The following is a 15,198-nucleotide window of genomic DNA, read 5'->3' as shown; positions in this document are numbered from 1 at the left end:
CATCATGAAAGAGTCCGTGACGACTTATCTGGAAGGCCAGATTGTCAATGAAGAGATGGAGTTCACGCTTGTCGAGTTGTGCCAGGCAAGCGGCGCGTCGCAAGACGAGGTGACATTGTGGGTTGCCGAAGGCGCCTTTACGCCGCGCGGGGAGGAACCGCAGGAGTGGCGTTTTAGCGGCGCATCGCTGCGCCGCGTGCGCACGGCGCGACGCCTCGCGCACGATCTCGAGATCAATCCGCCGGGCATTGCCCTGGTGCTCGATCTGCTGGACGAGATCGATGCGCTGCGCGCCCATCCGAGGCGCGCACGGAGCACTTGAATCAGGCGCCGTCCGGATTTAACAATTGTCCCGCTCAGCCGCTCCAGGCAAGCCGCAGCGGGTGATCGGGCAAACCTGCAAATAGGCCCTTTCTCCCGCTCTTTTCTGCGGATCGAAATCCGCCCGTCCCCCCAATAATCCGTCCTGTGTGATGAGGTGAAGGTCGCTTCACGCTTCGTCACGCGACGAATCATACGGGGAGAATCAATGAGAACCAGCATGCTCTGCGCGGCAGCCGCCATGACGGCGCTTGTCGCCGGCATACCCGCGCACGCCGAACTCGGCGCTGCGCCGACCTGGCCGGCGAGCACGGCGGGCCGGGCGACGAGACTGGTCCAGCACGTCAGTTCGGCCGAGGTGCCGTACGTCGTCAACGAAACCACGCTGAATGGCGGCACCGTGGTGCGCGAATACCTTGCGCAGAGCGGAACGGTGTTCGCGGTGGTCTGGCGCGGCCCGCAGATGGCGCCGCTCAACACCTTGCTCGGCAGTTACTTTCCCGCCTATCTGCAGGGCGTGAGTGCCTTGCACGCGGCTCAGGGCGGCGGCCACGGGCCCGCTAACGTGCAGCAGCCCGGCTTGATCGTTCAGACGGGCGGCCATATGGGCAATTTCGCCGGCCGGGCGTATTTGCCGGCCTCGCTCCCGCAGGGCACCAGCCCCGACGACTTGCAATGAACAGGATCAACATGACCCGAACCATGGCCTGGGCGTTCGTCGCGGCGCTCATTACCGTTTTTGCCGCGTGCGGAGGCGGTGGCGGCGGTTCTTCGTCGGCCTCGCCGACGGGCAATTCGACCAACACGTCTACGTCTACCAGCAACACGCCTGTGACGACCAACACGCTCAGTTCGGCTAACCCCACCGCGAGCCCGACTTCGAGCACGGCGGCCAATACGGTGCCGGTGGTGGTCGCCGCCACCCAGTTCAACCGCGCCAATTCTCCGTTGACCAGCGTGACCGTGTGTGCGGCGGGCAGCCAGGCAAGCTCGCACTGCACGACCATCGACAATGTGCTGGTCGACACCGAATCGTTCGGCTTGCGCCTGTTTGCTTCGGCGATTCCGGCGTCCACACTCAACGCGTTGACGGCGCAAACGCAGACACCGGGCGGCGCCACGATTGCCGAATGCGCCATCTTCGGCAGCGGCTACGCGTGGGGCACCGTGCGCAACGCCGACATCAGGATGGCGGACGAAGTGGGGCAGAACGTGCCGATCCAGGTGATGGCCGACACAGCGCTCACGGCGTCCGCGCCGGGCGACTGCCAGGTGCAGCCGGCCCTCGACACCCCGAGCGACCTGGGGGCGAACGGCATTCTCGGGGTGGGCGTGGCGCCGCAGGACTGCGGCAGCCAATGCGTGAGCAATAGCCCGGCAGGTTTTTACTATGCCTGCAGCGGCTCGACCTGCAGCGTCACCAATCAGGCGCTCGCTGCACAGGTGGGCAATCCGGTCCAGTACTTCGCGACCGACAACAACGGCGTGGTGCTGGAGATGCAGCCGGTCGCCTCGACGGGGGCGTCGTCGGCGCTCGGCACACTGGTCTTCGGTATCGATACGCAGGCCAACAACGCGCTCGCGGGGAGCGGCGCGACCGTGCTGCAGACCAGTTCGAGCGGCGACTTCGACGCGACGTACAACGGCGTCACGTATAGCGGCAACTCCTACTTCGACTCGGGTTCGAGCGCGCTGTTTTTCGCGGACTCGACCATCGTGGCGAACGGCCTCAAGTACTACGTGCCCAGCACGACGCTGGCACGTTCCGTCTCGATTGCCATCAACAATCTGGCGACGGTGACCATCGATTTCAACGTGGCCAATGCGAACACGCTGTTTGCTTCGGGTAACTATGCGTTCAACGATATGGCATCCTACATGACCGGCATCTTCGATATGGGCATGCCGTTCTTCTACGGGCGTCACGTGTACTACGGCATCTCGGGTGCGGCGTCGTCGGGCGGCGGCGCTGGCCCGTACGTCGCGTTCACGTCGAGCTGACGGGAGCGCAGGGTGGGGTGTGCGCGCCACGCAGGCGGCGCGCATCGCTCAACGCATTGCCAGCGCGTTCGCGAGCTTCGCTTGCGGCCGCGCCACGTGATAACCCTGTACGTAGACCTCCGGGCGTTGCCTGAGCCAGGTTAGCTGCGCCTCGCTTTCTACGCCCTCCACGACGACCCGCATATCCAGCTTGTCGAGCAGATCGAGCAGCCCTGTGATCACCACACAATCGCGCGCCGACCCCGGCACGCGAGCCATGAAGCCGCGCGCCAGCTTGACGGTATCGATCTGGGCCACGCCTAGCATCGCCAGCGGCGAATAACCCGACCCGAAGTCGTTGAGCGCGAGCCGCACGCCGAGCTGGCGCAGCGAGCGCGTGAACTCCTGCGTCGACAATAGCGTCGACGCATCTTCTGCTGCGACCAGTTCGAGTTCGAGCAGTAACGGGTCGACGCCGTGACGGCGCGTCGTGTCGCGAATGGTGGCGACGAGCGCTTCGTCGAGCAACTGCGACGGCTGGATATTGATCGCCGCGGCGGGCAAGCTCTGGCCGGCTCGCCGCATCTCGCCGAGTTGCAGGCAGACCGATTCCAGCATGAACGCCGTGACCTCGCGCGCGGTTTCCCGATCGTCGAAGGCGGACACGAAGCACTCGGGCAGCAGCAGACCGTACTCGGGATGCTGCCAGCGCAGCAGGCATTCGACGTTGAGCAGCTTGAGGGTTTGCGCGTGGACGACCGGCTGGAAGGCGACGCCGAATTCGCCCGCCTTCAAGCCTTTGCGAATCCGCTGCGCAAGCGTTTCGTCGCGGCTCGCCGACGCCGCCGCTTCGCGCATGGCGCCCGAGTTCGTCAGTTTTAATGCGGCATTTCCGATGCGATTCACGGCGCCTTCCTTTTCGATGTGAGCGATAAGCCTCCGACTTCACACTCGGCGGTCTGCGGGTCTGGCCGGTCGCGAGGACGACGCGGCGCTTTTACGGGTTTAAGGATAGAGCGGTGCGTTGCGGGAGACTGTCAAGAATAGACAGCTTGAAAGCCTGAATCTCTAAATACTGTCAGATCGAGCGATTTATATGGGGCGCATTGAGCGTGTCGTGGAGGGAATTTTACATGTTTAAAGAAAATTTGACGTCTCTTGAATATTTGCTGTTGTAACGGTTTTGGGTGGTCGGCGATGTGCGGAAGCGCACGTTACGCGTTTTGTCAGATTAATTTGATGATTATAAAATGACTGTAAATAAAACAACCGTATAAAACAGTATTCCGTTCGACAGCACGGCGACATATTCAGGTATCGCAATTTCCGGGATTGACTCATCCGCCGCAGCGTTCTGTCCTCAGCCTTGCTGCGGTGGGGTTCCAGGCGATCAATTTCATGCCGCTGCCGATGCGCTATAACCCACGAAAATCGGCTTTATTCTGCATTGGCTTAATCTTTATTATCCCGGAATTCGCCGTTTCTGCCTCGATTTGACAATTCCTGACAAACCCTGTCGGGTTAATTTGCATTGCTTGTCATTCTTTGAAAAGCGAAACCCATAGAATCCGGCCTATCCCATTTTTGCGCGTCGGGGTTCGGTTTTTAAAGGCCAGATAATTTCGTCTGCTAATGCCAGAAGGTCGGTTGGTGTCGCGCGTTACCTGAGAGGGCTTTGTCAATCATGAACAAGTCGTACAGAACCATTTGGAATGAGGCACTGGGTGCGTGGGTCGCCGCATCGGAAATTTCATCTGCGCGCGGCAAACCGAACAAATCTTCCGTGGCGAAGGCCATTGCCGTGGTCGTGCTGGCCGCGAGCGCGGGGGTGAATGTGGCCGAGGCGCAGTACGCCGTGGGGAACGGCACCGCGACGGGCGCGCAGGCGATCGCCATCGGCGGCTCGAGCGGCAGCACCACGACGGCCTCCGGGACGACGTCGATTGCGATCGGCGCCAATGCGAGCGCCTCGGGCAATTATTCGCAGGCCTTCGGGCAGGCGACGACGGCAACAGGCGCGAGCGCGATTGCGATGGGCTCGGGGGCCAAGGCGACCAGCCTGGGTTCGACCGCGGTCGGTAACGACACGACGGCGTCCGGCAGCAGCTCGGTCGCCATCGGCGGCGGCAACAGCAGCGGCACCGGCGGCTCGGCCGCGCTGGCGGCCAACTCGGTTGCGATCGGCCGCTTTTCGGTGGCGCAGAGCGCGGCGACTTCGGGCGTGGCGATCGGCTATGCCGCGACGGTTTCGTCGACGGGCGCCGTGGCATTGGGCCAGTCCGCGACGGCGGCCGGCGCTTCCTCGATCGCATTGGGGCAGAGCGCGATTGCTTCGGCGACCCAGGCGACCGCGCTTGGCTACAACTCGAACGCGGCGCAGCAGGCGGTAGCGGTCGGTAACGGCGCCAGCGCGACGGCGACTTTCTCCGCCGCCGTGGGCGGCAACGGCACGATCGCCAACGCTTCGGAGGCCTCAGCTTTCGGCGATGCGGCGACTGCTTCAGGCGTGGCCGCCACCGCACTCGGCACGTACGCGTCGGCTACCGGCGCGAGCGCGACGGCGATCGGCACGACTTCGACCGCGACGGGAACCGGGGCCACGGCGATCGGCACGTATGCCACGGCAAGCGCCAACAATTCAAGCGCGATCGGCGATGGCGCCACGGCAAGCGCGGTTTCGTCCGGCGCGATTGGCTATAACTCGATTGCTGCGGGCAACAACTCGCTCGCCCTCGGTGCTGGCAGCAGCGCCAGCTATGCCAATAGCGTGGCGCTTGGCGCCGGCAGCGTGACGGGTGCGGCTGCGCCGACGGGTACCGGCTACCTGACGGGCAGCGCGGCGCCACTTTCGGAAGTGTCGGTGGGCAGCCCGACCGCATTGCGGCGGATCACCAACGTCGCTGACGGTTCGGCGCCGCAGGACGCCGTCACGGTATCGCAGTTGAGCACCGGCATGAGCACCACGGCGAGCAACATCGCCAGTCTGTCGACTTCGACGTCGACGGGATTGAGCACGGTGACGAGCAGCGTGGCGTCGCTGTCGACTTCGACGTCCACCGGGATCAGTACCGCGCAGAGCGGCGTGAACTCGTTGTCGACCGGGTTGAATACGACCAATAGCAATGTGACGGCATTGTCGACTTCGACGTCGACCGGATTGAGCACGGCGGTGAGCCGTGACGCCAGTCTGTCGACCGGGTTGAATACGACCAACAGCACGGTGAGCGCATTGTCCACCTCCGCGTCGACCGGCATCAGCACGGCGCAAAGCGGTGTAGGTTCGCTGTCGACCGGGTTGAACACGACCAACAGCAATGTGGCATCGTTGTCCACGGGCCTGAGCACGACGACCAGCAGCATCAGCTCGCTGTCGACCGGCCTCGGCACGACCAACAGCAGCCTCACTTCGCTGTCGACCTCGACCTCGACGGGCCTCGCGACGGCGAACAGCGGCATCGCCAGCCTGTCGACCGGCGTCAGTACGGTTCAAACCAATGTCAACGCACTGGGCACCAGCACGGCCTCGGCGTTGGGCGGCGGATCGACGTACAACGCGTCGACCGGCGCAATCAGCGCGCCGTCTTACACGACGTATAACGCGAACGGCACGACCAGCACGGTCAATAACGTGGGCGCGGCGCTGAACAACATCGACAGCCAGGGTATCAAGTACTTCCACGCCAACTCGACGCTGGCGGATTCGCGGGCGCTGGGAGCGAACAGCGTCGCGATCGGCCCGAACGCCGTCGCCAACAACGCCGGCGATGTCGCGCTGGGCAATGGTTCGGTGACGGCGAGCGCGAATCCGACCAGCAGCGCGACGGTCGGTTCGACGACCCTCAGCGGCTTCGCAGGCGCTACCCCGAGCAGCGTCGTGAGCGTGGGCGCCGTGGGCGCCGAGAGGCAAATCACGAACGTCGCTGCAGGGCGGATCACGGCCACCAGCACGGATGCGGTCAACGGCAGCGAGTTGTACGCCGTGGCGAGCCAGGTCAATTCCGTGGGCAATTCGGTGAGTTCGTTGTCGACGGGGTTGAGTTCGCTTTCGACGTCTACGTCGACGGGGATCAGTACGGCGCAGAGTGGTGTGGCTTCGTTGTCCACGGGCTTGAGCACAACGAACAGCAGCGTGGCTTCGTTGTCGACTTCGACGTCGACGGGTATCAGTACGGCGCAAAGCGGTGTGGGGTCTCTCTCGACCGGCTTGAGCACGACCAACAGCGGCCTGGCTTCGTTGTCGACGTCTACGTCGACCGGCATCAGCACCGCTCAAAGCGGCGTGACGTCGCTCTCGACGGGCTTGAGCACCACGAACAGCAACGTCGCCTCGCTGTCGTCGGGACTCAGCACGACCAACAGCAATGTGACCTCGCTGTCGACTTCGACCTCGACTGGCATCAGCACGGCGCAAAGCGGCGTGACGTCGCTGTCCACGGGGCTGAGCACGACGAACAGCAGCGTAGCTTCGCTGTCGACCTCAACCTCGACCGGCATCAGCACGGCCCAAAGCAGCGTTGCGTCGCTGTCCACCACGACATCGACGAGCATCAGTTCCTTGTCGACCGGAGTGAGCACGGCGCAAAGCGGCGTTGCGTCGCTCTCGACGGGTCTGAGCACGACGAACAGCAATGTGACTTCGCTGTCGACGTCGACCTCGACAGGTATCAGCACGGCGCAAAGCGGCGTGACCTCACTGTCCACAGGTCTGAGCACGACCAACAGCGGCCTCGCTTCGCTGTCGACTTCGACCTCGACGGGTATCAGCACAGCTCAAAGCGGCGTGACCTCGCTGTCCACGGGGCTGAGCACCACGAACAGCAGCGTAGCTTCGCTGTCGACTTCGACCTCGACGGGCATCAGCACAGCGCAAAGCGGTGTGACCTCGCTGTCCACGGGCCTGAGCACGACCAACAGCGGCGTAGCCTCGCTCTCGACCTCGACCTCGACGGGTATCAGTACAGCCCAAAGCGGCGTGACCTCACTGTCCACTGGCCTGAGCACCACGAACAGCAGCGTAGCTTCGCTTTCTACGTCGACCTCGACGGGCATCAGCACGGCGCAAAGCGGTGTGACCTCGCTGTCCACAGGTCTGAGCACGACCAACAGCAGCGTCGCCTCGCTCTCGACCTCAACCTCGACGGGTCTGAGTTCCTTGTCCACCGGCGTCAGCACGACCAACAGCACGGTCGCGAGCCTGTCCACCTCGACCTCGACCGGGCTGAACTCCCTGTCCACCGGCGTGAGCACGACGAACAGCACGGTAGCCAGCCTCTCCACCTCAACCTCGACGGGCATCGGCTCGCTGTCCACAGGCGTGAACTCGCTGTCGACGGGTCTCAGTACAACTAACAGCTCGGTAGCGAGTCTCTCGACGTCAACCTCGACAGGTATCAACTCGCTGTCGACAGGCCTCTCCACCACCAACAGCAATGTGGCCTCGCTGTCGACGGGGGTAGCCAACTCGGTCCAGTACGACGACGCGAGCCATACGAAGGTCACGCTGGGCGGAGCCGGTTCGACCACCCCGGTGACGCTGACCAACGTCGCCAACGGGGTGAACCCGACCGACGCCGTCAACTTCGGACAACTGACCTCGCTGTCCACCACAACGTCGACGAGCATCAGTTCGCTTTCGACCGGCGTGAGCACGGCGCAGAGCGGAGTAGCGTCACTGTCGACCGGTCTCACCACGACGAACAGCAACGTCGCGTCGCTGTCCACGGGGCTGAACACGACCAACAGTAACGTGACCTCGCTGTCGACGGGGCTGAACACAACGAACAGCAACGTCGCCTCGCTGTCGACCGGTTTGAACACGACGAACAGCAACGTCGCTTCGCTGTCGACAGGCCTGACCACGACCAACAGCAACGTCGCCTCCCTGTCCACCGGCCTCACGACGGCCACCAGCAGCGTGACCGCGTTGTCGACGGGCATCGCCAACGGCACCGTCGGCCTCGTGCAGCAGGTGGGCGGCGCGCCGGGCAACGGCGCGATCACGGTGGGGGCCAACACCGGCGGCACCAGCGTCGACTTTACCGGCACGGCGGGCGCACGCCAGCTCACCGGTGTCGCGGCCGGCACCGCGCCGACCGACGCCGTCAACGTGAGCCAGTTGCAGGCGGTGGCCTCGGTGGCCAGCGACGCGGTGCTGTACGACAACGCCTCGCACACCAGCGTGACGCTCGGCGGCGTCGGCGCCACCTCGGCGGTCGCGCTGACCAATATCGCGGCAGGCGCAATCACGGCGACCAGCACGGATGCGATCAACGGCAGCCAGTTGTTTGCGCTCGAAACGCAGATGGGGACGCTCGGCAGCCAGCTCACGCAGCTCTCGCAAACCACGACGACCAACACCGGCGCGTCGAACTCGAAGTACGTCGCAGTGAATTCGACCGGTAACGCCGCAAGCGCTACGGGCACGGAATCGGTAGCGGTGGGCGGCAATTCGACCGCGAGTTCGAGCAACACCGTAGCAGTGGGGTCGGGCGCGCAGGCAACCGGCTCCAGTTCGTCCGCGGTGGGCGCCAATGCGGTTGCGTCCGCACCGAACTCGGTGGCGATCGGCGCGGGCTCGGTGGCGAGCGAGGCGAACTCGGTGTCGGTGGGCTCGCCCGGCAATGAGCGGACCATCACCAACGTGGCGCCCGGCGTCAACCCGACCGATGCGGTAAACGTTGCGCAACTGCAGGGTGTTCAGCAGAATATCAACGACGTGGCCCGCGCGGCGTATTCGGGCGTGGCCATGGCCGGTGCGCTGGCCGGCTTGCCCCAGGTGGAACAGGGCAAGACGTTCCAGATCGCCGCTGGGGTGGGCAACTACGCGGGATACAGCGCAATCGCCATCGGCGCCAGTGCGCGGGTCACGCAAAACACCATCGTCAAGGTAGGGGCCAGCGCCACGGATGGGGCTCACGTGCTGGTCAACGCCGGTGTCGGGTATTCCTGGTAACGCAGTCTGGGGTCGATATGCGCATTGGCATCTCCGTCATCACCCATACCGGTCAGAACATCTGGCAGAACGGCCTGGGGCAGAACGTCGTCTTTCTGGCGGAGCTGTTTCAACGTCTGCCGTTTGTGGAGTCGGTGCTGCTGATCGACGTCGGCGACCAGGGCGTGATGCCCGCCCAGGTCGATCTGGCCTCGCGCAACCTGCGGCTGATGCGGGCGCACGAGGCCAGCGACGAGGTGGACGTGATCGTCGAAATGGGCGGTGCGCTCGATATCGAATGGCTCGACCTCATGCGCGCGCGCGGCAAAAAGGTGGTGTTCTATTGCTGCGGCCAGCCGTATGTCGGCCTCGCCGAACCGGCGATCTTCACGAAGCCCACGCATGCACCGCGGCCCGACCGCTGCGACGAGGTGTGGTACCTGCCGAAAGACGCCGCCTTCGCGCCGATGATGCGCCTGCTGCACCGCTGCGACGTGCACGAGGCGCCGTTCATCTGGCATCCTCAGTTTATCCAGCAGCGCATCCAGGAGGTCGAGGCGCTCGGCATGCGCTACGGTTTCGCGGTGCATGAGACGCCGGCCGACAGCGCCCGCCGTGGCCTGCGCGTGGCGATTTTCGAGCCGAACATTTCGGTCGTGAAGACCTCGAGCATTCCGATGCTGGTCTGCGACGAAGCCTACCGGGCCGACGCCGGCTCGGTGCACGCAATGCACGTGCTCAACACCTTGCACCTCAAAGATCACCCCACCATGCTGTACTTCGCCAATGCGCTGGACCTGGTGCGCCAGCATAAGGCCACCTTTCACGGCCGGCACGATATCGTCGGTTTCATGGTGCAGCATGCCGACGCCATCGTTTCGCATCAATGGCAGAACGAACAGAACTACAGCTACCTCGATGCGCTTTACGGCGACTATCCGCTGATCCACAACTCGCCGTGGCTCAAGGAAGCCGGCTACTACTATCACGGCTTCGACGCGCGTGAAGGCGCGGCGCAATTGCAGCGCGCAGCGGTGGATCATGCGAGCGGCCTCGACGATTACCGGACCCGCTCGCAACGCGTGTTCGCTGTGGTGGATCCGTTCAGTCAGCGCAATCTCGACGCTTATGCGGCCCGGCTCCTGCATCTGTGCCGCGACGCGCACTTCGCCAACACCGCGAGCCGCCCATGAACCTTGAACGAACCCCGCCATACCCGTCGGGCCAGCCGCGCAAGCTGCGCGTGGGTGTCTCGATCTACGTGCGCAAGGGCGAGCAATCGGTATGGGAGAACGGCATTTACCAGAACTGCATTTTCCTGGTGATGCTGCTAATGCGCTCGCCGCTCGTCGAAGCCACCTATCTGGTAGCGGGCGGCGGCGATGGGCGCCCGGAGGATGCGCGCAATTTTCTGGCCGATTCGCCGGTCCCGCTCATCGACATGGAAGCGGCGGCCACGACGCTCGACGTGATGATCGAGATGAGCGCGCAACTCGACCGCGAATGGGTGGTGGCGTTCCGCGAGCGCGGCGGCAAGATCGTCTCGATGCGGGTGGGCAACGATTACGTGATCGACATCGAGCGCATGATCTTCGATCAGTCGCATGGCCTGCTGATCACGGCCGCCCCGTATCACGAGGTCTGGACGCTGGCCGAGTATGAGCCTACCTGTGTGCCGTATTACGCGAGTACGTTCCGCTGTCCGGTGCGCGTGATGCCGCATCTGTGGAGCCCGCTGGTGCTCGAGCGCGAAGCGGCACGTTTGCCGGAAGGACTCAGCTTCGGCTACCGGCCGGGGCGGCGGCGCTGGCGCGCGGGCATCTTCGAACCCAATATCTGCATGGTGAAGACGAGCTTCGTGCCGTTGCTGTCCTGCGAGGCGGCGCATCGCGCCAATCCCGACCTGCTCGAACACGTGTGGGCGTACAACACCTTCCACCTGAAGGAACACGTGAGCTTCAACGGCTTCGCGCGCAGTCTGGACATCGTGAAGCACGGCCTGACCTCGTTCGAGGGACGCTTTCCGTTTTGCCGGGTGGTGGCTGGGGATGTCGACGCGGTCGTCAGCCATCATTGGGAAAACGCGCAGAACTATGTGTACTACGAAGCGCTGTACGGCGGTTACCCGCTGATCCACAACTCGCATCTGATCGGCGAGTGCGGATATCGCTATCACGATTTCGATTGCGAGGAGGGCGGGCGTGCCCTGCAGCGGGCGTTCGCCGGGCACGACACGCATCTCGATGCCTACCGTCGCACCGCCAACGCGTTCCTGCGCGGACTCGATCCTGAGAATGAGGACAACGTGCGGATCTATAGCGATGCGCTTGCTGCGCTCTATGCGCCCGCCTAGGTACATACAGGCACGCACAGGCATGCCAGCGCGTGCCTGCTCCTTTCGTGTGGCGATGCCGAGCCGGCATGCCGCGCCGATGTTCAACGTCCAGGCCTTCCACTGCATCATGAAACCACGTCTTTCGTTTAGCCGGCTGGTTCAACTGATCCACCCGTTAGCGTTGCGAACGCTAGCGGCCGCCTGCGTCATGGTGGGCTGCACGAACCTGGCCGCCGCGGAGCAGGGCACCTCGGCCGACGAACTGCTGAACGACGCGGGCCAGGTCTTGCAGCAACTCGACACGGACCGCTTCGCCGCGCTCTGGCAAGATGCGGCGCCGTTCGTCAAGGCGAGCGTGTCGGCGGACAAGTTCGCGAGCCAGATGCAGCAGGCGCGCCAGTCGGTGGGCAGCGTGTCGCGCCGCGGCTGGGCTTCGGTCACGCGCATCCAGTACAACGGCGCCAAAGGTGTGCCGGACGGCCTGTATGCGAACGTCGATTACGCCACCACCGTGACAAGCGGCCGGACCCTGTTCGAGCTGGTGAGCTTCCGGCTGGGCGAGGACGGCCATTGGCATTTAACCGGCTACGCGGCGCGCTCCACCCAGGACGCGGCAGCCACACAGACACAAATCGCCAAGCCATGAACGGACTGCGCGTCGGAATCACGATCGGGCTGCACCACGAAGCGGAAACGCTCTGGAATAACGGCATCAAGCAGAACGCCGCCTTTCTGGCGGAGGCGTTGCGGCATTGTCCGCAGGTGGCACGGGTCGTCCTCGTGAACACCACGGCTGTGGCCGTCACGGATGCGCTGCCGTGGGACAGGGATCGCTATCCGACGCTGTCGTTCGATGCCGCCAAAGACGACCTCGATGTGCTGATCGAACTCGGCGGCCAGATCGACGCTGCGCAGACGGCGTATCTGAAGCAGCGTAACGTTCGGCTCGTGTCGTACTGCTGCGGCTTCGAGTATGTCCACGCCATGGAGGCGGTGCTGTTCCGCAAGCCGATGTGGGGCGAGGCGCTGTTCGTCAATCAGCGTTACGACGATATCTGGATCATTCCGCAGGTCGCCCCTATCAGCCAATCGTATTTCGAGGTATTGCGCCGTAGACCCGGTCGCGTGGTGCCGTTTGTCTGGAGTCCGATGTTTCTGGACGAGCGCGTCAAGGGTTTGCCGAACGCAGGCGAATACAGGGCGCACGAAGGCGCGCGGCGCCTGAGCGTGATGGAGCCCAATCTCAACGTGGTGAAGTTCTGCCTGTATCCGGCGTTGATTGCCGAGCTGGCCTACCGCCGGCGTCCCGAGCGGATTGCGCTGCTGCAGGTCACGAACGCCGAGCAGATCGCAAAAGAGAGCGTTGACTTCATCGCCTTGATGAACCAGCTCGATATCGTCCGCGATCACAAGGCGGTTTTCCTCGGCCGGCATGAAACGCCGGTATTTCTCGCTGAAAACACCGATATCGTCATCTCGCACCAGCTCGAGAATCCGCTGAATTACTTCTACCTCGAAGTTTGCTGGCAGGGTTATCCGTTGATCCACAATGCGTCGCTCTGCAGCGATCTGGGCTATTACTACCAGGGCAACGATGCGGACGAAGGCGCGCGGCGCGTGCTTGAAGCGCTGGAAACGCACGACGCTCACGCATCCTGGTACCGTCAGGAACAGCGCAACCTGATCGCCCGCTATCTGCCGGATAACCGGCAACTGGTGGCGACGTATGCCGCGCTGCTCGACGATCTGCTGGCGCGGCCGGTTTGCTAGGCGGCGAGCAGAGCCGCCAGGATCGATGACCACAATGCGCGCGCCATCCACTCCGTTCCTGCGTATTCAACGGCGCCTCGAACAAGGCGACCTGGTAAGCGCGGCGCGCGAGATCGACGCCTGGATGACCTTGCAGCCACCCGACGCGGGTGCCCTGACCGCCTGCGCGCACTTGCTGAGGCTGCGAGGCCGTTACGACGAAGCGCGCGCCGCGCTTGAACGGTCTCTGGTAATCGCCCCTGAATTCGCGCCGACGCTGGTCGAGATGGCTCGCCTCGCCTATCGCGAAGGCCAGCTACAACAGGCGCACGAGTGGTACGAGCGCGCCTTCCGGGCCGCACCAGATGCCACAGTCTGGCTCGACGCGTGGATCGAACTGCTGCTGCAACTCAACCTTCTTCCGCGCGCAATCGAGGTCGCCACGGCCTGGTGTGCCACACAACCGGACTCGTCACGGACGTGGTTTCTGCTGGGACTCGCGCACCACAAAAGCCGTTCGTGGACCGCGGCGCTGGAGGCGTACCACCGCGCGCTCGCGCTCGATCCCGGTCTGTCGATGCTGCATAGCAATCTCTCGGCGCTGCACTATCAGTTAAAGGACGATCGCCTCGCGCTTGGCTTCGCGAAGCAGGCGGTGCAACGGGATGCGGACAATTACCTCGCGTGGGCCAATCAAAGCAATGCCTGGCTGCGACTGCACGAACCGGAACATGCGCTGATCGCGGCAGAGCGCGCCTGCGCACTGGCGCCGGACTACTTCGTCGGCCAGCAGGCACGCAGCAATGCCCTCAAGGAACTGCAACGCTGGGATGACGCGATGGCGGCCATCGTCAGGGCCGCACAGGCGGCGCCCAGCGAACCCAAAGTGAAATGGGCCGTGGCGATGCTGCAGTTATTGCACGGCGACTATGCCAACGGCTTCGTGAATCACGAGGCGAGATGGGCGGGCTCACCCGAGCTGGAGAGCGCCGTCTATCTGAGTCCCGACACGCAGTGGCAGGGCCAGGATCTGCGCGGCAAGACGCTGCTCATCTGGGGCGAACAGGGATGCGGCGACGCGATCCAGTTCATGCGCTTTATCCCGGCGATCGCCGCCACGGTCCAGCGAGCCGGCGGTACGCTGATCGTCTGCTGCTTCCGGAAACTCTTGCCGCTGTTTGAACGCAGCCTGGCAGCGCTTGCGATCCCCGTCGTGCCGCACGATGCGCCTGAATTACCTCGATTCGATTTCGATCTGGCGATCGGCAGCTTGCCGCTGGCGCTAGGTGTGACGCTCGAGACGTTGCCTGCGCCGCCGCGCTACCTCGAAGCCGACCCTGCGCGAGCCGCGCGCTGGCAGACACGGCTCGCGGCGTCGTCGCAGGGCGGCGCGCTCAAGGTGGGGATAGTGTGGAGCGGCAGTCGCACGCATCAGCGCAATCCGCTGCGCGCGGTGGAGCCTTCGTTGTATGCGCAAGCATTGCGTGCGATTCCCGGAGCCGCTTTCTACAGCCTGCAGATCGACGGCACCGAGGACCTGAAGGCGATGGCCGCGCACGGCTTGCCTGTGATCGACCACACCGCTTCGCTAGACTCGTTCGACGAGTCCGCAGCGCTGATCCGCAATCTGGATCTAGTGATTACGGTCTGCACGTCGGTCGCGCATCTGTCGGGTGCGCTGGGCGTGCGGACCTGGCTGCTGCTGGACGTCAATCCGCACTGGATCTGGATGCGCGAGCGGCGCGACAGCCCGTGGTATCCATCGTTGACGCTCTACCGGCAACAGCACTATCGCGACTGGTCCACGGTCTTGCAGCAGGTGAGGGCGGATCTGCTCGCGCTCGCTGCGCGAAGCCTGCCCGCTTGAGCCATGCCAAACGGC

Annotated in this window: 10 protein-coding genes and 1 pseudogene; 10 read left to right on the top strand and 1 reads right to left on the bottom strand. The window is 64.0% G+C overall.

What is annotated here, in order from left to right:
* Positions 1-4: 4 nt before the first annotated feature.
* From BUS12_RS22275 to BUS12_RS22265, 3 genes are all read left to right on the top strand, one after another.
* Positions 5-322 carry a chaperone modulator CbpM gene (locus BUS12_RS22275; protein WP_074299342.1) on the top strand — a complete coding sequence of 106 codons (318 nt, stop codon included), beginning with the start codon at positions 5-7 and terminating at the stop codon, positions 320-322.
* Between the two features lie 207 nt (positions 323-529).
* On the top strand, positions 530-1,000 hold the full coding sequence (locus tag BUS12_RS22270; protein WP_074299340.1) for a DUF2844 domain-containing protein: 471 nt from the start codon (positions 530-532) through the stop codon (positions 998-1,000).
* Between the two features lie 11 nt (positions 1,001-1,011).
* Positions 1,012-2,322, top strand: coding sequence for a DUF3443 family protein (locus BUS12_RS22265; protein WP_074299339.1), 1,311 nt, complete (start codon positions 1,012-1,014; stop codon positions 2,320-2,322).
* 48 nt (positions 2,323-2,370) lie between these two features.
* On the opposite strand, the gene BUS12_RS22260 is transcribed toward BUS12_RS22265, so the two are convergent.
* Complete coding sequence (locus BUS12_RS22260) at positions 2,371-3,207, bottom strand: EAL domain-containing protein (RefSeq protein WP_074299337.1); 837 nt, start codon at positions 3,205-3,207, stop codon at positions 2,371-2,373.
* Positions 3,208-3,985: 778 nt separating this feature from the next.
* Between BUS12_RS22260 and BUS12_RS39940 the strand changes: the two are divergent.
* The 7 genes and pseudogenes from BUS12_RS39940 to BUS12_RS22170 all read left to right on the top strand — a co-directional run.
* A pseudogene (locus BUS12_RS39940) lies at positions 3,986-4,069 on the top strand (ESPR domain-containing protein); the annotation flags it as partial.
* Positions 4,070-4,084: 15 nt separating this feature from the next.
* On the top strand, positions 4,085-9,253 hold the full coding sequence (locus BUS12_RS38315; RefSeq protein ID WP_437123887.1) for a YadA-like family protein: 5,169 nt from the start codon (positions 4,085-4,087) through the stop codon (positions 9,251-9,253).
* 17 nt (positions 9,254-9,270) lie between these two features.
* The gene (locus BUS12_RS22190) at positions 9,271-10,425 is read left to right on the top strand and encodes a DUF2827 domain-containing protein (RefSeq protein ID WP_074299335.1); all 1,155 of its coding nucleotides are present in this window, start codon (positions 9,271-9,273) and stop codon (positions 10,423-10,425) included.
* Positions 10,422-11,585: a DUF2827 domain-containing protein gene (locus tag BUS12_RS22185; protein ID WP_074299333.1), complete on the top strand. Its 1,164-nt coding sequence runs from the start codon at positions 10,422-10,424 to the stop codon at positions 11,583-11,585. Before BUS12_RS22190 ends, BUS12_RS22185 begins: the two co-directional genes overlap by 4 nt.
* A 190-nt stretch (positions 11,586-11,775) precedes the next feature.
* Positions 11,776-12,213, top strand: coding sequence for a DUF4019 domain-containing protein (locus BUS12_RS22180; protein ID WP_143788541.1), 438 nt, complete (start codon positions 11,776-11,778; stop codon positions 12,211-12,213).
* The gene (locus tag BUS12_RS22175; RefSeq protein WP_074299331.1) at positions 12,210-13,337 is read left to right on the top strand and encodes a DUF2827 domain-containing protein; all 1,128 of its coding nucleotides are present in this window, start codon (positions 12,210-12,212) and stop codon (positions 13,335-13,337) included. The genes BUS12_RS22180 and BUS12_RS22175 overlap by 4 nt, the downstream gene beginning before the upstream one ends.
* A 25-nt stretch (positions 13,338-13,362) precedes the next feature.
* On the top strand, positions 13,363-15,183 hold the full coding sequence (locus BUS12_RS22170; protein WP_253190189.1) for a tetratricopeptide repeat protein: 1,821 nt from the start codon (positions 13,363-13,365) through the stop codon (positions 15,181-15,183).
* The last annotated feature ends 15 nt before the right edge of the window (positions 15,184-15,198 follow it).

The organism is Paraburkholderia phenazinium (genome assembly GCF_900142845.1).
In the GTDB taxonomy this organism is placed as follows: domain Bacteria; phylum Pseudomonadota; class Gammaproteobacteria; order Burkholderiales; family Burkholderiaceae; genus Paraburkholderia; species Paraburkholderia phenazinium_A.
The sequence above is the reverse complement of the archived record's forward strand: the minus strand, read 5'-3'. Positions and strand labels throughout refer to the sequence as shown.